Annotated in this window: 18 protein-coding genes; 7 read left to right on the forward strand and 11 right to left on the reverse strand. The window is 70.5% G+C overall.

From position 1 onward, the window contains the following. Positions 1 to 9 precede the first annotated feature (9 nt). The 4 genes from GKE56_RS07805 to GKE56_RS07820 are packed head-to-tail and all read right to left on the reverse strand — an operon-like array spanning position 10 to position 4,758. On the reverse strand, positions 10 to 933 hold the full coding sequence (locus tag GKE56_RS07805; protein WP_154684061.1) for an ABC transporter permease: 924 nt from the start codon (positions 931 to 933) through the stop codon (positions 10 to 12). Next, complete coding sequence (locus GKE56_RS07810) at positions 926 to 2,038, reverse strand: ABC transporter ATP-binding protein (protein ID WP_154684062.1); 1,113 nt, start codon at positions 2,036 to 2,038, stop codon at positions 926 to 928. The genes GKE56_RS07805 and GKE56_RS07810 overlap by 8 nt, the downstream gene beginning before the upstream one ends. 1 nt (position 2,039) lies before the next feature. Then, the gene (locus GKE56_RS07815; RefSeq protein WP_154684063.1) at positions 2,040 to 3,260 is read right to left on the reverse strand and encodes a spermidine/putrescine ABC transporter substrate-binding protein; all 1,221 of its coding nucleotides are present in this window, start codon (positions 3,258 to 3,260) and stop codon (positions 2,040 to 2,042) included. A 49-nt stretch (positions 3,261 to 3,309) separates the two neighbouring features. Next, positions 3,310 to 4,758, reverse strand: a complete 1,449-nt coding sequence (locus tag GKE56_RS07820) for a gamma-aminobutyraldehyde dehydrogenase (RefSeq protein ID WP_154684064.1) — start codon at positions 4,756 to 4,758, stop codon at positions 3,310 to 3,312. A 188-nt stretch (positions 4,759 to 4,946) separates the two neighbouring features. Here GKE56_RS07820 and GKE56_RS07825 point away from each other — a divergent pair, with 188 nt between their 5' ends. The 4 genes from GKE56_RS07825 (at position 4,947) to GKE56_RS07840 (ending at position 8,647) form a co-directional block, all read left to right on the forward strand. After that, a complete protein-coding gene (locus GKE56_RS07825) occupies positions 4,947 to 5,423 on the forward strand; it encodes an Lrp/AsnC family transcriptional regulator (RefSeq protein WP_154684065.1) in 477 nt (158 codons plus the stop codon). Further along, on the forward strand, positions 5,420 to 6,820 hold the full coding sequence (locus GKE56_RS07830; RefSeq protein ID WP_154684066.1) for an aspartate aminotransferase family protein: 1,401 nt from the start codon (positions 5,420 to 5,422) through the stop codon (positions 6,818 to 6,820). Before GKE56_RS07825 ends, GKE56_RS07830 begins: the two co-directional genes overlap by 4 nt. Before the next feature lie 173 nt (positions 6,821 to 6,993). Further along, positions 6,994 to 8,223, forward strand: coding sequence for an FAD-binding oxidoreductase (locus tag GKE56_RS07835; protein WP_230209302.1), 1,230 nt, complete (start codon positions 6,994 to 6,996; stop codon positions 8,221 to 8,223). 34 nt (positions 8,224 to 8,257) lie between these two features. Then, positions 8,258 to 8,647: a PPOX class F420-dependent oxidoreductase gene (locus GKE56_RS07840; protein WP_154684068.1), complete on the forward strand. Its 390-nt coding sequence runs from the start codon at positions 8,258 to 8,260 to the stop codon at positions 8,645 to 8,647. Between the two features lie 6 nt (positions 8,648 to 8,653). On the opposite strand, the gene GKE56_RS07845 is transcribed toward GKE56_RS07840, so the two are convergent. Beyond that, on the reverse strand, positions 8,654 to 9,652 hold the full coding sequence (locus tag GKE56_RS07845) for an aminoglycoside phosphotransferase family protein (RefSeq protein ID WP_154684069.1): 999 nt from the start codon (positions 9,650 to 9,652) through the stop codon (positions 8,654 to 8,656). A gap of 32 nt (positions 9,653 to 9,684) precedes the next feature. Here GKE56_RS07845 and GKE56_RS07850 point away from each other — a divergent pair, with 32 nt between their 5' ends. Next, positions 9,685 to 10,863: an LOG family protein gene (locus tag GKE56_RS07850; protein ID WP_154684070.1), complete on the forward strand. Its 1,179-nt coding sequence runs from the start codon at positions 9,685 to 9,687 to the stop codon at positions 10,861 to 10,863. After that, complete coding sequence (locus GKE56_RS07855) at positions 10,850 to 11,368, forward strand: DUF1990 family protein (protein ID WP_195908280.1); 519 nt, start codon at positions 10,850 to 10,852, stop codon at positions 11,366 to 11,368. Before GKE56_RS07850 ends, GKE56_RS07855 begins: the two co-directional genes overlap by 14 nt. A 10-nt stretch (positions 11,369 to 11,378) precedes the next feature. On the opposite strand, the gene purU is transcribed toward GKE56_RS07855, so the two are convergent. The 6 genes from purU to pyrH form a co-directional block, all read right to left on the reverse strand. After that, a complete protein-coding gene (gene purU / locus GKE56_RS07860) occupies positions 11,379 to 12,239 on the reverse strand; it encodes a formyltetrahydrofolate deformylase (RefSeq protein ID WP_154685686.1) in 861 nt (286 codons plus the stop codon). 33 nt (positions 12,240 to 12,272) lie between these two features. Further along, a complete protein-coding gene (locus GKE56_RS07865) occupies positions 12,273 to 13,475 on the reverse strand; it encodes a hypothetical protein (RefSeq protein ID WP_154684071.1) in 1,203 nt (400 codons plus the stop codon). Positions 13,476 to 13,494: 19 nt separating this feature from the next. Continuing rightward, positions 13,495 to 14,661, reverse strand: coding sequence for a 23S rRNA (adenine(2503)-C(2))-methyltransferase RlmN (gene rlmN, locus GKE56_RS07870; RefSeq protein ID WP_154684072.1), 1,167 nt, complete (start codon positions 14,659 to 14,661; stop codon positions 13,495 to 13,497). 89 nt (positions 14,662 to 14,750) lie between these two features. Next, positions 14,751 to 15,653 (reverse strand): phosphatidate cytidylyltransferase, encoded by a 903-nt coding sequence (locus GKE56_RS07875; protein WP_154684073.1) that lies wholly within the window; start codon positions 15,651 to 15,653, stop codon positions 14,751 to 14,753. Positions 15,654 to 15,678: 25 nt separating this feature from the next. After that, on the reverse strand, positions 15,679 to 16,236 hold the full coding sequence (frr, locus tag GKE56_RS07880; protein ID WP_154684074.1) for a ribosome recycling factor: 558 nt from the start codon (positions 16,234 to 16,236) through the stop codon (positions 15,679 to 15,681). 112 nt (positions 16,237 to 16,348) lie between these two features. Further along, positions 16,349 to 17,101 (reverse strand): UMP kinase, encoded by a 753-nt coding sequence (gene pyrH, locus GKE56_RS07885; RefSeq protein WP_154684075.1) that lies wholly within the window; start codon positions 17,099 to 17,101, stop codon positions 16,349 to 16,351. Between the two features lie 109 nt (positions 17,102 to 17,210). Here pyrH and GKE56_RS07890 point away from each other — a divergent pair, with 109 nt between their 5' ends. Further along, positions 17,211 to 19,172: a M13 family metallopeptidase gene (locus tag GKE56_RS07890; protein ID WP_154684076.1), complete on the forward strand. Its 1,962-nt coding sequence runs from the start codon at positions 17,211 to 17,213 to the stop codon at positions 19,170 to 19,172. The last annotated feature ends 10 nt before the right edge of the window (positions 19,173 to 19,182 follow it).

Below are 19,182 nucleotides of genomic sequence, written 5' to 3' on the forward strand. Positions count from 1 at the left end.
GACCGCCACTCAGACCAGCTCCTCGGTGCCGGCGCGCCGGACGTATGCCGTCACGAGCCCGAGGATGAGGACCAGCAGGACGAAGGACAGCGCAGCCGCGAGCGGGTAGTTGAGGACCCGCAGGAACTGGGCGTCGATGACCTGGCCGATCATCACCGTCTGGGTGTTCCCCAGCAGCCGGGAGTTGATGTAGTCACCCGCCGCCGGGATGAAGGTGAGCAGCGTTCCCGCGACCACCCCCGGCAGCGAGAGCGGCCAGGTGATCCTGCGGAAGGTCTCGAAGGGCGTGGCGTAGAGGTCTCGGGCGGCCTCGAGGAGCCTGCCGTCGACCCGGTCCAGCGAGGAGTAGAGCGGCAGGACCATGAATGGCAGGAAGTTGTAGGTGAGACCGCAGATCACCGCGAACTTGCTCGACAGGAGCGACTCGTTGTTGGTGAGGCCCACGAACTGAAGGAAGTCGGTGAAGTGGGACCAGCGGGCGAAACCCGCGACGGGGTACTTGTCGGCGAGGATGGTCTGCCAGGCGAGCGTGCGGATGAGGAAGCTCGTGAAGAACGGTGCGATGACCAGGACCAGCAGGATGTACTTCCAGCGGCCCTGGCGGCTCGCGATGAAGTAGGCGAGCGGGTACCCGAGGAGCAGTGTCAGCACCGTGGCGGTACCGGCATACCCGACCGAGCGGATCAGCTGCGGCCAGTAGGCGTCGAGGGCCTGGCCGTAGATGGAGACGTTGCCAGTGAAGGTGTAGCCGTTGTCGACGTCGCCTTCCTGGAGGGACTGCGATCCCAACGTGATCATCGGTACGACGAAGAAGACGAACAGCCAGAGCAGCCCGGGGAGCAGCAGGGCGTAGGGAACCCAGTTGCGGCGCCGCTCGTGTGGTGGTGGAAGAGGATGGCCCGTGCCCGGCACGGCCGCTGCGATCTCAGCCATCCTCGTGCCCCAGTCCCGCGTCGGCGGACTCGGCGGCGTCGAGGACGAACCCGTGCCGGCTGGCCCACGAGACGGTCACGTTCTCGCCCACGCTCGCACGAGCCGAGCCGTCGTTCTGCTGGACGACGGTGAGCTCCTGGTCCCACGGCAGCCGCACGAGGTACTGGGTCGCGACCCCGGTGAAGGATGCATCGGTGACCACGCCACGCAGCCGGTTGGGACCGCCGTCCTCGCCGAGCCGGAGCTTCTCGGGTCGCACGCCGAGCCAGAGCTCGCGGGCACCGTCCGGCACGTGCGAGGCGTCGGCCTCGAGCCGCTGACCATGCGAGGTGACGAGCACCGTGCCGTCGGCCCCCGGTCCCTCGATGGAGGCGCGCAGGAGGTTGGACTGGCCGAGGAAGTTGGCCACGAATGCCGACTCGGGGTGCTCGTAGAGCGTCGCCGGGTCGCCCTGCTGCTCGATCCGACCGGCGTTCATCACCGCGATCGAGTCAGCCATCGTCATGGCCTCCTCCTGGTCGTGGGTGACGTGGATGAACGTCAGGCCGACCTCGGACTGGATCCGCTTGAGCTCGATCTGCATCTGGCGGCGCAGCTTGAGGTCGAGCGCCCCGAGCGGCTCGTCGAGCAGCAGCACGTCGGGGCGGTTGACGAGGGCTCGCGCCAATGCGACCCGCTGCTGCATGCCACCCGAGAGCTGGGCCGGCTTCTTCTTCGAGACGGCCTCCAGCTGCACGAGCTCGAGCGCCTCGTTCGCCTTGGCGACGGCCGCCTTGTCACCTCTGCGCTTGAGCCCGAACGCGACGTTCTCGATGACCGTCATGTGCGGGAAGAGGGCGTAGGACTGGAACACCGTGTTGACGTTGCGACGAAACGCCTTGGTGTCGGTGATGTCCTGGTCACCGATGAGGATCTTTCCTGTCGTCGGCTCCTCGAGACCTGCGACCATGCGCAGCGTCGTGGTCTTGCCGCAGCCGCTGGGTCCGAGCAGGGCGAAGAACGACCCGGCAGGCACCTTGAGGTCGAGCGGGTGAACCGCGGTGAAGGTCTCGAACTCCTTGCTGATGCCGACGAGGGTCAGGTCGCCGGAGGTCTGCAGTGCCATGTCACCCGGCCGTCAGCTGCGCGAACGCCGCGTTGTACTTGGTCTCCTCGGCAGCGGTCAGGCCGCGGAAGACGTGGGCGCGTTGCAGGGTGGCGGCATCGGGCTCGATCAAGGTGTCCTTGGCGATGGCGGGGTCCAGCACCGCGAGCACCTCCTTGGTGCCCTTCACCGGCGAGATGTAGTTCACGTAGTCGACGACCTTGGCCATGACCTTGGGGTCGTAGTAGTAGTTGATGAGTGTCTCGGCGTTCTTCTTGTGCTTGGCCAGGGCCGGGATGACGAAGTTGTCGGACCACAGCGTGCAGCCGGTTTCGGGCAGGACGTACCCCAGGTTGGGGTTGTCGGCGCGCAGCTGGACGACGTCTCCGGTCCAGGCGAAGCAGGCGGCGGTGTCACCAGCGGCGAGCGGCTTGGTGTAGTCGTTGCCGGTGAAGCCCTTGATCTGGCCGGCGTCCTTGGCCTTCTTGAGCTCGTCGATCGCCGCCGTGAAGTCGGCGTCGGTGAAGCTCTCGATCTTCTTGCCCATGGCCATGAGGACGAGGCCGACCGTGTCGCGCATCTCGGTCAGGAGCGTCACCTTGCCCTTGAGGACCGGGTCGGTCAGCAGCTGGTCGACGGACTCGACCTTCTTGCCGCCAGTGGCCTTGGGGTTGTAGGCGATCCCGGCGAACCCGCTCTGCCACGGCAGCGAGTAGAGCCGGCCGGGGTCGAAGGTGACGTTGAGCAGGGATGCCTCGACGTTGGCGTGGTTGGGGATGTTGGCGAGGTTGAGCTTCTGGACGAAGCCCTGGCGGATCAGCCGCGCCACCATCCAGTCCGTGCTGCACCAGACGTCGCGACCGGTGTCCGTCCCGTCGGCCAGCAGCGGCCGCACCTTGGCGTAGAACTCGTCGTTGTCGTTGTAGTCCTCGGTGTAGTTGACCTTGATGCCGGTCTGCTTGGTGAAGGCGTCGAGGGACGGACGGGCCTTGGTCTTGTCGTTGACATCGATGTACGACGGCCAGTTCGACCAGTTGACGAGCTTCTCCGTGTCGGACATGTCCTGGGCGGCCTTGGCCGTCGCGGCAGCCGAGGTGCCCGACACGCTCGGGCTGCGGCCCTTGGAGCCGCAGGCCGCGAGGGCCGTGACGCCAGCGCCGGCAGCACCCACCATCAGCGTGCGCCGCGACAGGAGTCCCCGGGCGAGTGCCGCGGTGAGGGTGGGGGGAATGGGTGTGTTCATGGTCGCTCCTGACAGTGGCGGTATGACGTGGGGGCGGGCGGGGCGCCGATCAGCTCTCGATGTTGGCCATCACGTGCTTGATGCGGGTGTAGTCCTCGAAGCCGTACATCGACAGGTCCTTGCCGTAGCCGGACTTCTTGAAGCCGCCGTGGGGCATCTCGGCGACGATCGGGATGTGGGTGTTGATCCACACGCACCCGAAGTCGAGGGCCTTGGACACGCGCATCGCACGCCCGAAGTCCTTGGTCCAGACGCTGGAGGCGAGGCCGTAGTCGACCCCGTTGGCCCAGCGGATCGCCTCCTGCTCGTCGGTGAAGCGCTGAACCGTGATCACGGGGCCGAAGATCTCGTCCTGGATCGCTTCGTCGTCCTGGTGCAGCCCTGACAGCACGGTCGGCTCGAGGAAGAAGCCGTCGCCCAGCCCGCTCACGCGGTGGCCGCCGGCGCCGACGGTGGCGTGGTCGGGCAGCCGCGACAGGAAACCCTCGACCCGCTCGAGCTGGGCGCGGTTGTTGACCGGTCCGAGCAGGGCGTCGGCGTCGTCGGGCAGGCCGACCTTGGCGTTGTTCCTGGCGTACTCCCCCAGCGCGGCGACGAAGTCGTCGTGGATCCGCGGGGCGGCGAGCACGCGGGTGGCAGCGGTGCAGTCCTGACCGGCGTTGAAGTAGCCGGCCACGGCAATGCCCTCGACCGCGGCCTCGATGTCGGCGTCGTCGAACACGATGACGGGCGCCTTGCCTCCGAGCTCGAGGTGGACCCGCTTGACGTTCCGGCTGGCACTCTCGGCGACCTGGATGCCGGCGCGGACCGACCCGGTGATGGCCACCAGCGCCGGGGTCCGGTGCTCGACCACGGCCCGCCCGGTGTCGCGGTCGCCGGTCACGACGTTGAAGGTCCCTGCCGGGAGGAACTCCGAGGCGATCTCGGCCAGGAGCAGCGTCGTCTCGGGCGTGGTGTCGGAGGGCTTGAGCACGATGGCGTTGCCCGCCGCGAGCGCGGGGCCGATCTTCCAGACGGCCATCATCATCGGGTAGTTCCAGGGCGTCACCTGGCCGACGACCCCGATCGGCTCGCGACGGATCCAGCTGGTGTGGCCCTTGAGGTACTCGCCGGCCGCGCGCCCCTCGAGGACCCGCGCTGCCCCGGCGAAGAACCGCAGCTGGTCGACCATGGGCGGCAGCTCCTCGCTCGCGGTGAGGGCGTGGGGCTTGCCGGTGTTCTCGGACTCGAGCTTGACGAACTCGTCGGCCCGCTTCTCGATCGCGTCGGCGAACTTGAGGAGGGCCTGCTGGCGCTCGCTCGGGGTCGTCTGGCCCCACTCCTCGAAGGCCGTGCTCGCCGATGCGTATGCCGCGTCCACGTCGGCCGCAGTGGAGATGGGCGCCTTCGCCACGACCTGGGCGGTGACCGGGCTGACGATGTCCGAGGTCGCGTCGGTCTGTGCCTCCACGTACTCGCCGTTGATGAAGTTGCGCAGCTGGCGCGGGGTCGAGGTCACGAGAGCTCCAGGGATTTCTGATCGGTGCCGGTACGGAATCAGGTGTGAGGAACTGTAACCCCAACACGGCGGATTTCAATAGGTTCGAGACCGAATGTTGCTGAAACGAACACCGATTTACCAAATCTGCCACGGAATCCGTGGCGTGCGGACTTGCGCAGAACGCCTCCAAAGGCCACCATGGCGGCGTGAACCGCACTTCCCACAGCAGCGCCGATGTGCGCCTCGACGACCTGTCGAAGGCGATCATCGAGCAGCTCCAGGAGGACGGGCGGCAGTCCTACGCCACCATCGCCAAGCGGGTGGGACTGTCCGAGGCAGCAGTGCGCCAGCGGGTGCAACGCCTCCTCGACTCCGGGGTGATGCAGATCGTCGCCGTGACCGATCCGCTCCAGGTCGGCTTCCGCCGCCAGGCCATGATCGGCATCCGCGTCGACGGTGACCTCACCTCGGTCGGCGACGCACTGACCGGCATGAGCGAGGTCGACTACGTCGTCACCACGGCGGGCAGCTTCGACCTCCTGGCCGAGGTCGTCTGCGAGGACGACGACCAGCTGCTCGAGCTGCTCACCAAGCGGATCCGGGTCCTGCCTGGCGTGCAGTCCACCGAGACCTTCGTCTACCTGAAACTCAACAAGCAGCACTACAACTGGGGTACAAGATGACCACAACGCCCACGCCCGTCACGACACCCGCAGGCACGGCATACGCCGACGCCGCCCGGGACCACCTGTGGATGCACTTCACCCGGCACTCCACCTACGAAGAGGGCGGCCAGGTGCCCGTCATCGTCCGCGGTGAGGGCCACAAGATCTGGGACGACCGCGGCAAGGAGTACATCGACGGGCTCGCCGGCCTGTTCGTCGTGCAGGTCGGGCACGGGCGCGCCGAGCTCGCCGAGGCCGCCGCGCGCCAGGCCAAGGAGCTCGCGTTCTTCCCGCTCTGGTCGTACGCGCACCCCCGGGCCATCGAGCTCGCGGAGCGCCTCGCCGCCGGTGCCCCGGGCGACCTCAACCGCGTCTTCTTCACCACCGGCGGTGGCGAAGCGGTCGAGACCGCGTGGAAGCTCGCCAAGCAGTACTTCAAGCTCACCGGCAAGCCGACCAAGCACAAGGTCATCAGCCGGGCCGTCGCCTACCACGGCACCCCGCAGGGAGCGCTGTCCATCACCGGCATCCCCGCTGCCAAGGAGATGTTCGAGCCGCTGGTGCCCGGAGCCTTCAAGGTCCCCAACACCAACGCCTACCGCGCCCCTGAGCACCTGCGCGACGACGACAAGGCGTTCGGCCGCTGGGCTGCCGACCGCATCGCCGAGGCCATCGAGTTCGAGGGTCCAGACACCGTGGCCGCCGTGTTCCTCGAGCCGGTGCAGAACTCCGGTGGCTGCTTCCCGCCGCCGCCCGGGTACTTCGAGCGGGTCCGCGAGATCTGCGACGAGTACGACGTCCTGCTGGTCTCCGACGAGGTCATCTGCGCGTTCGGCCGGATCGGGTCGATGTTCGCCAGCAGCGACTTCGGCTACGTGCCCGACATCATCACCTGCGCCAAGGGCATGACCTCCGGGTACTCCCCCATCGGCGCGATGATCGCCAGCGACCGGTTGTTCGAGCCGTTCAAGAAGGGCACGACGAGCTTCCCGCACGGCTACACCTTCGGCGGCCACCCCGTGTCGTCGGCGGTCGCGATGGCCAACCTCGACATCTTCGAGCGCGAGGGCCTCAACGCCCACGTCAAGGAGAACGCCCCGATCTTCCGGGCCACCCTGGAGAAGCTGCTCGACCTGCCGATCGTCGGCGACGTGCGCGGCGCCGGGTACTTCTACGGCATCGAGCTCGTCAAGGACAAGCAGACCCGCGAGACGTTCAACGACGCCGAGTCCGAGCGACTGCTGCGCGGCTACCTCTCCAAGGCGCTGTTCGACGCCGGCATCTACTGCCGCGCCGACGACCGCGGAGACCCCGTCATCCAGCTCGCACCTCCGCTGATCGTGGGCCCCGCCGAGTTCGACGACATCGAGTCCCGCCTGCGATCGGTGCTCAAGGGCGCCGAGTCCCACCTCTGAGGTGACCGCACCCCTGTGGTGGCAGGGCCCGGATGCCGCGCTGACGGCATCCGGGCCCTCTGCTCCCGCGCGCCGCGCCGCCTCCCCCTGCCGCCACCCCTGCTGCCGCCCCTGCCACCGCCGACGTCGTCATCGTCGGCGGCGGCTTCACCGGACTGTGGACCGCCCACTACCTGCTCGAGGCGCAGCCCTCGCTCGAGGTCGTGGTACTCGAGGCCGAGCACGTGGGCTTCGGGGCCAGCGGTCGCAACGGGGGCTGGGTCTCGGCCCTCTGGCCGGTGGGCGCCGACACCCTGGCCCGGCGTTCGGGGCGTGAGAACACCCTCGCCATGCTGGCCGCCCTGCGCGAGACGGTCGTCGAGGTGGGCCGGGCCGCGGAATCCGCGGGCATCGACTGCGGATTTCATCGCGGCGGCATGGTGGCGGTGGCGCGGTCCGCCGCCCAGGAGGCCCGTGCCCGTGCCGAGGTCGCTCACGCCGACACCTGGGGCGTCGGCACCCGGTGGTTGGACGCCGCCGAGGCCAGCGAGCGGCTCGCGGCGAGCGAGCTGCGCGGGGCGACGTTCAACCCGCACTGCGCCCGGGTGCACCCACGACGACTGGTCGACGGGCTTGCCGCGAGCGTCCGCCAGCGTGGGGGCCAGGTGGTCGAGGGGGCACGCGTGGTCGCCATCGAGCCCGGTCGGGTGCGCCTCGAGCACGGCGGCCAGGTCTCAGCGCGCCACGTCATCCGCGCCACCGAGGCCTGGACGCCGCGGCTGCCCGGCCTGCGCCGGGTCGTGGCACCGGTCTACTCGCTCATGGTCGCTACCGAGCCGCTCACCCCGGAGCAGTGGTCGACGATCGGGCTGGGCGACAACGAGGTCTTCACCGACCACCGCCACGTCGTCATCTACGGCCAGCGCACTGTCGACGACCGGCTGGCCTTCGGCGGCCGCGGCGCGCCGTACCACTACGGGTCACGAATCCGTCCCGAGTTCGACCACGACGCGACGGTTTTCGCAGACCTCCGTGCGACGCTGACCGACCTGCTGCCCCAGCTCGGCGACGTGCGGTTCACCCACGCGTGGGGTGGTCCGCTGGGGATCGCCCGGGACTGGCACCCCTCGGTGGGTCACGACCCGTCCACCGGGCTGGGGTGGGCCGGTGGCTACGTCGGGGACGGGGTCGCGGCGACCAACCTCGCGGGCCGCACCCTGGCCGACCTCGTGACGGGCCGGCATACGCCCCTGACGCAGCTGCCGTGGGTCGGGCACCGAAGCCGGCCCTGGGAGCCCGAACCCGCCCGGTGGCTCGGGGTCAACGCCGGCCTGCGCCTGGCTCGGGCTGCCGACCACGAGGAGACGCGCACCGGTCGCCCGGCGCGAATCGGCCGCCTGCTCGACGCCCTCACCGGCCACTGACGAGCTGCCAGTCGCGATCGGCGAGACTGAGCCCGTGGCCACCGCTCCTGCACACCTGTCCCCCGCCGCTCTCGAGTTCGTCGCGACGCGGCACCTCGCCACGCTGACGACCCTGCGCCCCGACGGCTCGCCGCACGTGGTGCCGGTCGGGTTCACCTGGGACGCTGAGCACGGCATCGCCCGGGTCATCACCAGCGGCAGCAGCCGCAAGGCCCGCAACGCGGCGCTGGGCGGCCGGGCCGTGCTCTGTCAGGTCGACGGCCGGTCCTGGCTCTCGCTCGAGGGCACGACGCGCGTGCTCACCGACAGCGAGAGCGTCAGCGACGCCGAGCAGCGGTATGCCGCCCGCTACCGCGTGCCGCGCGCCAACCCCCAGCGGGTGGTGGTCGAGCTCACCGTCGACCGCGTGCTCGGAAACCTCTAGGACCCTCTAGGCGCCTTCGCCCGAGGCCCCCGGCGGAAACGGGACGTGCGCCAGCCTCAGGTAGTGGACCGGCGCGTCCCCCCATTCCGCCAGCTCCGAAGCCTGGGCGCCTTCGACCGACCCCAGCCACGTGAACGAGCGGTTGACGGCATGGGTGACCATCGCAGCAGGCATGAGTCCTTCCAGCGCATCGCGGGACACCACGTCGGACCAGACCTCGGCGTAGGCGTCGAGCACGAGTCCCCAGGGCAGCTGCGTCAGCTGGGTGACCCAGCCGTACGGGACGGCCAGGACCTCGAGGGCATGCGCCCACTGGGCGTCGCCGAAGTCGAAGATGCGCAGACCGCCGTCGACGGCGAAGACGTTCTTCGGGTGCAGGTCGCCGTGCTGGAAGGTGACGGGCAGCGGCATCGCCAGGAGCTCCTCCACGGCCTGTTCGACCCGGCCGACCGTGGCGCGCAGGGTCGCGGCCTCGTCAGCTCCGACATGCGACGGGTGGTCAGCGGGCAGTGCGGCCAGCTGGTCGACCAGCCAGGCGTACCGCTGCGGGACTGTGGCCGGCGCGCAGTCCGGCAGCCCCGCCGCGCGGAGCGTCGGGCCCTTGTCCGCCACCCGGCGCTGGAGGGTCGCAGCGAGGCGCACGACCGCTCGCCAGTCGTCGAGAGTCGGCTCGTGGCCGTCGCCCAGAGTCGTCCCGCGGTCGGTGGTGAGCATCCACCCGCGCGCCGTGTCGAGTGCGATGGGCGCGTCCACCTCGGCGGGCACCAGGCGCGACAGCTCTTGCTGCACCGCCGGCTCGAAGGCCAGCGCCCGACAGTTGGCCTTGAACCAGGCCGGTCCCCGGTCGGTGGGCGCCACGAGCTGGGTCGACCACGGCCGGACCCGGCGCTGCTCGATCTCGCCCGTGACCACGCCACCCGACCTCGTGACCTGGTCCGCGATCCAGTCCTGCGCCTCGCAGCGCCAGGCCGGACCCGCCACGCGGAGGCTGAACGGCTCGTCCATGGGGGCAGCCTAGGCGCGTCTAGAGTCAGGCCATGGAAGGCGCCCGCAGGAGCACCCCCGCCACCCCCAGCCCCAGGCCCAGCCACAGCACCGAGATCGAGAACCTCACCGACCTCGACGCCGCGCTCGCGTCCGGGGAGCCGCTCACCGGGCTGCGCCTCCAGGACCTCGACCTCACGGCATACGAGGCAGCGCTGCTGGCACGCACCGACGTCGAGGGCCTGGTGGTCCTCGGCGGCCGGCTCTCGCCCGCGCTCGACGCGCACCTGCGGGCCCATCGAGCGCTGATCTTCCCTACCGACCCCGCTGCGCCCGTGGACCCCTACCGCGCGACCCTCTACTCGCCGCAGGAGCTGTATGCCGGCCTCGCCGACCACGGCTACGAGGCGACGCCGGACTACCTCGCCTACCAGTGGATGCTCGACGCCGCCGTCCACCGCGATGCCTTCGTCACGCTCCTGCGCGCCATCCACGACGACTCCATCACCGACGCCCTGGACGAGTTCACTGGCGGCCGCCCCGTGGTCGGCGTCATGGGCGGCCACCAGCTCGCCCGGGGCACCAGCTCGTATGCCGCGGCGGCTCGCCTCGGGCGGGCGCTCGCAGACGCGGGGCTGGTGGTGGCGACCGGCGGTGGCCCGGGCGCCATGGAGGCCGCGAACCTGGGGGCGTTCGTCGCGGACCTGCCTGCCCTCGAGGCAGCCCTCGAGCGCCTGGCCGCAGTGCCGTCGTTCCAGCCATCGGTGGGTGAGTGGGCGCTGCTGGCGTTCGAGGTCAGGCGCGAGGTGGTGTCCGGCGCGAGCAGCGACCAGTCGCGCAGCCTCGGCATCCCGACGTGGTTCTACGGCCACGAGCCGCCCAACGTGTTCTGCGGCGGCATCGGCAAGTACTTCTCCAACGCGATCCGCGAGGACGGCCTGCTCGCCAGGTCGACGGCCGGCCTGGTCGTCCTCGAGGGAGCGGCGGGCACGGTGCAGGAGATCTTCCAGGCCGTCACCCCGCTGTTCTACGCCGCGCCCGGGGCCGAGCTCGCCCCGCTGGTCCTCGTCGGCCAGGAGTACTGGACCGACACGCTGCCGGTCTGGCCTGCGGTGCGCGCCCTCGGTCAGGAACGCGGTCTGGGCACGGTCCTGCACCTGGTCGACACCATCGAGGAGGCGGCAGCGATCCTCACCGACCACCGGGCTGGGGCCACTCGTGCGCCTCGGTGACCTCGCGAGGTCGTCGTTCACCTACGAGCCGCGCGGCCACACGCTCGACGGACCGCTTCCCGACGGGTTCCACCACCTGCAGGTCGAGCGCCGGCTGGGCAGCGGCGACGAGGTCTACGCCCAGGCGGCAGAGGCGTTGATGACCTATGCGCCGCAACGCGGCATCGGGCTGCGGCCGATCGCCACGGCGCCGCGCGCCGCGGTGGGAGTCGACCTGCTCAGCCGCCTCGGCGTGGCGCCCGTCCCCTGCCGCGTCGTCTGGGTCGTCGAGGAGTCCCACCGCACGGGCTTTGGCTACGGCACGCTCGAGGGCCACGTCGAGAGCGGCGAGGAGGGCTTCCTCATCGAGCGCCGCGGCGACGACGTGTATGCCGTGGTGCGGGCCTACAGCCGCCCCGCCTGGCGGGTAGCGCGCCTCGCCGGACCCCTGCTCTGGGTGGGCCAGCAGGTGGCGGCGCAGGGCTACCTGCGAGCCCTGCAGCGGGCCGCGCGCCGTCGCGCGTGAGACCGGCTGCTCAGTCGAACACGATCGTGCGTCGGCCGCGCAGGACCACGCGGTGCTCGGCGTGCCAACGCAGGGCCCGGGCGAACGCCATCGCCTCGAGCTCCTGCCCCACGGCGGCCAGCTCGGCCGGGCTCATCCGGTGGTCGACCCGCCGGAAGTCCTGCTCGATGATCGGCCCCTCGTCGAGGTCCGCCGTGACGTAGTGGGCCGTCGCGCCGATCACCTTGACCCCCCGGTCGTGCGCCTGGGTGTAGGGCTTGGCGCCCTTGAAGCTCGGCAGCAGTGAGTGGTGGATGTTGATGATGCGACCGGGGAAGTCGGCGCACAGGTCCGCGGACAGCACCTGCATGTATCGGGCCAGCGCAATGGTGTCGGCGTCGTAGTCCGCCACCAGCCGCCGCAGCTGCGCCTCGGCATCCGGCTTGGTCTCACGGGTCACCGGGAGGTGGTGGAAGGGCACGCCGTGCCACTGCGCGAGGTCCCGGAAGTCCTCGTGGTTGGACACGATGGCCGGGACCTGGACCGGCAACGTCCCAGCCCGGACCCGGAAGAGCAGGTCGTTGAGGCAGTGGCCCTGCTGGCTCACCATGACGAGGACTCGGCGGCGCTGCGAGAGGTCGTGCGCGGCATACGTCATCGCGAACCGGGCGACCACGCCCGCCATGGCGACGTCCAGACCTGACACGGGCAGCGGGTCGCCCTCGCGCGCCACGTGCATGCGCAGGTGGAACTCGCCGGAGGTGACGTCGGCGAACTGCTGGCTGTCGAGGATGGTCATCGACAGGTCCAGCATCACCCCAGAGACGGCGTGCACGATGCCGCGCCGGTCGGGGCACGACACGGTGAGGACGAACTCGCGACCGGGCTCCATGGGCGACGGCAGGGCGGGCGGCACTCGCCCAGCCTAGGGTCGGGTCACCATGACGATGCCGAGGCACATCTCGTCGGTCGTCCCCTCGCCCCAGACGACGTAGCGCTCCGGCTGCCCGGCGAAGGCTGGGAGGCGGTCGCGCAGGCTCTGGTCGTGGGTGCACGAGACGGTGAGCGTGTCGCCGGGCACGACGTGGATACCGGGCTCGATCGGGGTGGCGCCCTGGTCGTCGAAGTTCCACACCGGGATGTCGAGGATGACCCGCAGGTCGGCCTTGCCGCGGTTGAGCGTGATGGTGAGGCTTCGACCGAGCAGGTGCATGTGGCCGGCCACCGCACGGATCGTGGACGCCTGGGTCACCGTGCGCGTGCAGCCCTGCGTGGGGCCGATGGGGTTGCCCGGGCACAGGAGGTGGAGACCGTCGCCGATCCGCCCGGTCGCGGGGCCGAACCGCTGCACCACGTCGGCCATGGCGGCGTTGCGGTCACAGAGGGGGCCGGTCTTGCCGGGGCGGCACGGCAGCTCCACCGGCGCCGGGATGAGCACCGTCTGGAGGACCTTGCGAGACCCGTCGTCGGCCGCGACACGCAGTCGGGCGGCGCTGCGGTCGGGCGCGTGGCCGGCGAGCAGGTTGTAGTGGACCTGCATGATGATCCGCGACCCGGGAGCGAGCGGCATACCCAGATCGGGCGACAGCACCCGCTCGCCGCCACCGGGCGCCCAGGCACCGAGCCAGGGCGCGTTGTTGAGCCCGGCTCCCTGGCTCTCGACCCCGGTGCCGCCGAAACAGGTCCAGCCCTGGCCCGGCTGCTGCGCGTCCAGCCGCTGGGCTACCGCCACCTGGCCGGGGGGCACCCGGAAGAGGATCACGTGGTGCACCTCGGCGGGCGTACCCGGCAGCACGTTGAGCCCGGTCACGACCGTGCGCGTGCTGAGGTGGGGGTCCAGCAGGAAGCACCGGTAGTCGTCGGTGCCGGGCGCAGTCGGCGCGGCGGGGGTGTATGCCGCGGGCATGCGGAGCGTGACGAACCGCTCCCCCCTGCGCAGCGGAGAGTCCGGCGGCTCGTGGGCCGAGCGGGCCGAGGCGGCCGAGGCTGCGGAGGATCCGGCGGCTGGCGCTGCTGACGACGCCTGCGCACCGGGCTGGTGACCCGTGGCCGTCGATGGTGCGCACGCAGCGCAGGCCGCCACGAGGAGCGCAGCCAGCGCGGCGACGGGGGCTCCGCGGTACCTCACCGCTTGAGTCTAGGCAGGCTCAGGCAGTGGCGGCAGCGAGTTGACCGCACGCACCGTCGATGTCCTGTCCGCGGGTGTCGCGGATGGTCGTCGGGATGCCGTGGGCCCGCAGCCGCTCGACGAACTGCTGCTCGACCCCACGCCGCGAGGCGGTCCACTTCGAGCCGGGCGTCGGGTTGAGCGGGATCGGGTTGACGTGCACCCAGCCCCGACCCCGGGCGACGAGCTTCTCGCCGAGCAGGTCGGCCCGCCAGGCATGGTCGTTGATGTCGCGGATGAGGGCGTACTCGATGCTGACGCGGCGGCCGGTCGTCTCGTAGTACCGGTAGGCCGCATCGAGCGCTTCGTCGACCTTCCACCGGGTGTTGATCGGCACCAGCTCGTTGCGCAGCTCGTCGTCGGGGGCGTGCAGCGACAGGGCCAGCGTCACCGGGATGCCCTCGCCGGCGAGCTTGTCGATGGCGGGCACGAGTCCGACCGTCGACATGGTGATGCCGCGCGCCGACATGCCGAGCCCGTCCGGCGTGGGGTCGGTGAGCCGGCGGATCGCTCCGATGGCCGCCTTGTAGTTGGCCAGGGCCTCTCCCATGCCCATGAAGACGACGTTGGAGACGCGCAGCGGCGCCTCGCGGTCCTCCTCGCCGCCGCCGGCAAGCTCGCCGCGCCGCAGCAGGCGGGCGGCCGAGACGACCTGCTCGACGATCTCGGCCGTCGACATGTTGCGGGTGAGGCCCGCCTGGCCGGTGGCGCAGAACGGGCAGTTCATGCCGCACCCGGCCTGGCTCGAGATGCAGATGGTGACGCGCTTGGGGTACCGCATGAGCACCGACTCGACGATGGCCCCGTCGTGCAGCCGCCAGGCCGACTTGATGGTCGCGCCGTCGTCCGCGGTCCGCTGCACCAGCGGCGTCAGCAGGGTGGGGAGCAGGTCGGCCACCAGCTCGTCCCGGACTGCCTTGGGCAGGTCGGTCATGTCGTCGGCCGAGTCCACCAGCCGCTCGAAGTAGTGGGTCGACAGCTGCTTGGCGCGAAACCCCTTGTGTCCCAACGCCTCCACAGCGTCCTTGCGCTCGGCGGGCGACAGATCGGCGAGGTGGCGGGGGGGTTTGCCGCGTCGGGGCGCCGCGAAGGTCAGCTGCCCGGGCTCGGGGCGGTCGGTCGTGGGCTCGGGGAGGTCGGTGGTCATGGTGGACCCAGTCTCTCAGGTGCGGTCCCGCGGGCCCAACCACGCGGCATACGGGTATGCCGCGCGTGGTCGGCGGGTGGTGAGCGCGGTCAGCGCGCAGGGGCGACCGCGGCGAGCAGCGCCCACGCGATCGGCGCCACGAGGACCAGGGAGTCGAGCCGGTCCATCACCCCGCCGTGACCGGGCAGGATCGTGCTCATGTCCTTGATGCCGAGATCGCGCTTCACCGTCGACTCGGTGAGATCGCCCACCGTCGCCGCGACGGCGACACAGGCGCCCAGCAGCGCGCCGCCCCACCAGGGGCCGTGCAGCATGAGCGGCACCGTGATGGCTCCCCCGCCGACACAGGCGAGGACCGACCCGGCGAACCCCTCCCAGGACTTCTTGGGGCTCACCGAGGGGGCCATGGGATGCCGCCCGAACAGAACGCCCAACGCGTAGCCACCGACGTCGCTGAGGACGGTGACGATCAGGAAGACCAGGATCCGCGCCCGACCATCGGAGGCCGCGAGCATCAACGCGGCGAAGCCGGCGAGAAAGGACGGATAGACCGCGACGAAGAACCCGCCGGCCATGTCACGGACGGCGTCGAGCACCCCGTCGGCCACTCGCCACAACAGGATGCCGACGCAGGTGAGGCCGAGCGTGACGATGAGGGCCTGTCCACCGCCGACGTAGGCGGACAGGATCATGCTCACGCTGCCGACCAGGCTCGGGACCAGCGGGACGTGGATGGAGACCTGACCGAGGGCGCGTCGCAGCTCCCAGACCCCCACCCCGATGGCCGCGACGATGATGACGAGCATCAGCTCCTTGCGGACCACCAGCGAGCCGATGATGACGATGCCCAGACCCACCCCGACGCCGATCGCCGCCGGCAGGTTGCGTCCGGCCCGGGAGGCGCTCGTGGCGGCCCGGGGCGACGGCGAACCGCCGCCGGAAGGCTCGCGACGGGCCTCCCTGCGGGCGCTGCGGGACTGGGGGATGTTCATCGTGAGGCGGTCCTGGAGCGGCCGGTCAGACCTCCAGCAGCTCGGATTCCTTGCCCCTGAGCAGCTCGTCGACCGAGTCGACGTACTTCTTGGTCGTGGCGTCGAGCTCCTTCTCGGCCCGGTTGCCCTCGTCCTCGCCGACCTCGCCGTCCTTGACCAGACGGTCGAGCTCGTCCTTGGCCTTGCGCCGGACGTTGCGGATCGCGACCTTGGCATCCTCGCCCTTGTGGCGGGCCAGCTTGATGTAGTCCCGGCGACGCTCCTCGGTGAGCTGGGGCAGCACGCAACGGATGACGTTGCCGTCGTTGCTGGGGTTCACGCCGAGGTCGGAGTCGCGCAGGGTCTTCTCGATCTCGTGCATGGCCGACTTGTCGAACGGGCTGATGAGGATGGTCCGGGCCTCGGGGGTCTGGAATGACGCCAGCTGCTGCAGCGGGGTCGGCGCGCCGTAGTAGCTCACCATGAGCTTGTTGAACATGGCAGGAGTGGCCCGGCCGGTGCGGATGCCCGCGAAGTCCTCCTTGGCGACCTCGACCGCCTTCTCCATCTTCTCCTCGGCCTCGAGGATGGTCTCTTCAATCATGTGAGGCTCCTTCTGCAAACGATCGGCGATCCGAGGGTCAGCTGGCGGTCAGTGTGGCCGTAGTGTGGCGGTCGGTGCGGCAGTCCGTGGGGCGGCCGGCGGCGCACGGCGCTCACCCGGGGGTGACCAGCGTGCCGATCCTCTCACCACGCAGCGCCTTGACGACGTTGCCTTCGCCCTCCATGCCGAAGACGACCATGGGGAGCTTGTTGTCCATGCACAGGCTGAAGGCGGCGGCGTCGACGACCCGAAGCCCCTGCTGCAGTGCCTCGGCATAGCTGATCTCGTCGAGCTTGCGGGCGTTCGGGTTCGTGCGCGGGTCGGAGTCGTAGACGCCGTCCACGCCGTTCTTGCTCATGAGCACGGCGTCGCACTTGATCTCGAGGGCCCGCTGGGCCGACACCGTGTCGGTGGAGAAGAACGGCATCCCGGCGCCGGCGCCGAAGATGACGACGCGGCCCTTCTCCAGGTGCCGGATCGCCCGCCGCGGGATGTAGGGCTCGGCGACCTGGCCCATGGCGATGGCGGTCTGCACGCGGGTCTCGATGCCTTCCTTCTCCAGGAAGTCCTGCAGGGCCAGGCAGTTCATGACGGTGCCGAGCATGCCCATGTAGTCGGCGCGCGTGCGGTCCATGCCCTGCTGCTGGAGCTCGGCACCGCGGAAGAAGTTGCCGCCACCGATGACGACGGCGACCTGGATGCCCTCGCGCACGGACGCAGCGATCTGGCGGGCGATCTGGCGCACGACATCGGGAGCCAGCCCGACCTTGCCACCGCCGAACACCTCACCGGAGAGCTTGAGCAGCACCCGACGGCGGGGGCTGAAGGTCTGGGCATCGGGGGTCTGCTCGGGGGCAGCGGTCACGAGAGATCCTCCTGAGGGCGGGGCGGTCACCCGATCTTTCCACACTCAGCCGTCGGACCATCGATGGGTCGTGGCAGGGTGGGCCTCGATCCAGCGAAGGAGACACATGATGAGGTCCGGCATCCTCCCCGGTCACCGCGACGACGCGGTGCGCCCCCAAGACGACCTGTTCAGCCACGCCAACGGCACGTGGGTGCGCGAGACGCAGATCCCGGCTGACCGGGGGCGCTACGGCACCTTCGACATCCTGCGCGAGCAGTCCGACGAGCGCGTCCGGGGCCTCATCGAGCAGGCCGCGGCCGACACCGAGGCCGAACCGGGGTCGCTGACCCGCAAGGTCGGCGACCTCTACCGCGCGTTCATGGACGAGGCCAGGGTCGAGGAGCTGGGTCGCACGCCGATCGACGCCGACCTCGCCCAGGTCGCGGGCGCCCGCACGGTCGAGGAGCTGTTCGGGCTCGCCGGCCGCCTCCAGCGGCAGGGCTGTCCCGGCCCGCTGGGCATGGGCGTGGCCCCCGACGCCAAGTCACCCGACCAGTACGTCCTCTACGTCGGCCAGGCCGGTCTCGGCATGCCGGACGAGTCCTACTACCGCGAGGAGCGCCACGAGGCGATCCGCGCGGCCTACCTGCCCCATGTGGCGCGCATGCTCGCCCTCGCCGGCATCGGCGAGGGTGCCACCGCCCCCGGGTCGCCGGCCGCCCGCGTTGTCGCCCTCGAGACCCGCCTCGCGGCCCACCACTGGGACAACGTGGCCACCCGAGACGCCGTGAAAAGCTACAACCCGTTCACCTGGGCCGAGCTCGAGGCCACCGCGCCGAAGGTGCCGTGGACGGCATACGTCGAGGAGCTGGGCGCCCGAGCGGCTTTCGAGCGGGTCGTCGTCGGGCAGCCGGACTTCCTCGCGGGGCTCTCCGAGGCGGTCGCCGAGGTTCCGCTCGAGGACTGGCAGGCGTGGCTCGCCTTCCACGTGGTCGAGTCCGCGGCGCCGCTGCTGAGCGCCGAGTTCGTCGACGCCGAGTTCGACTTCTCCGGGCGGGTCGTGTCGGGCCTCCCGGCCAACCGTGAGCGCTGGAAGCGTGGCGTCACCCTCGTCGAGGGCGCCATCGGTGAGGCCGTCGGTCAGCTGTATGCCGCACAGTACTTCCCGCCCGAGGCCAAGGCGCGCATGCTCGAGCTCGTCGCCAACCTCGTCGAGGCGTTCCGCCGCTCCTTCGAGGGCTTGGACTGGATGGGTCCGCAGACCCGGGCTCAGGCCTTGGAGAAGCTCGCGTCCTTCACGCCCAAGGTGGGCTACCCCGACACCTGGCGCGACTACTCCGCCCTGGTCGTCGACGACGACCTCGTCGGCACCGTCCGGCGCGCCAGCGAGTTCGAGCTCGAGCGCCAGCTCGGCCAGCTCGGTGGGCCCATCGACCGCGACGAGTGGATGATGCTGCCGCAGGCGGTCAACGCCTACTACCACCCGCTGCTCAACGAGATCGTGTTCCCCGCTGGGATCCTCCAGCCACCGTTCTTCGACCCTGAGGCCGACGACGCGGTCAACTACGGCGGCATCGGGGCCGTGATCGGCCACGAGATCGGGCACGGGTTCGACGACCAGGGCTCGCGGTTCGACGCCTCGGGCGCGCTGCGCGACTGGTGGACCGCCGAGGACCGCGCCCGGTTCGACGAGCGCACCCAGGCCCTCATCGCCCAGTTCAGCGAGCTCTCGCCGCTGGCCGCGCCCGAGGGCAAGGTCAACGGCGCCCTGACCGTTGGCGAGAACATCGGCGACCTCGGCGGGCTGGCCATCGGGTTCTCCGCCTATCGGATCGCCACCGAGGACCACGACACACCGGTCCTCGAGGGCTTGACCGGCCCGCAGCGGTTCTTCCTGGGCTGGGCCCAGGTGTGGTCAGGCAAGGCCCGGCCCGAGGAGGCTCGCCGGCTGTTGGCCGTCGACCCGCACTCCCCCACCGAGGTGCGCGCCAACGCGGTCCGCAACTGCGACGAGTTCCACGAGGCGTTCGGCGTCCAGGAGGGCGACGGCATGTGGCTCGCGCCCGAGCTGCGGGTCCGCATCTTCTGACCGACCGGTC

Source organism: Nostocoides sp. HKS02, from assembly GCF_009707485.1.
Lineage (GTDB): Bacteria > Actinomycetota > Actinomycetes > Actinomycetales > Dermatophilaceae > Pedococcus.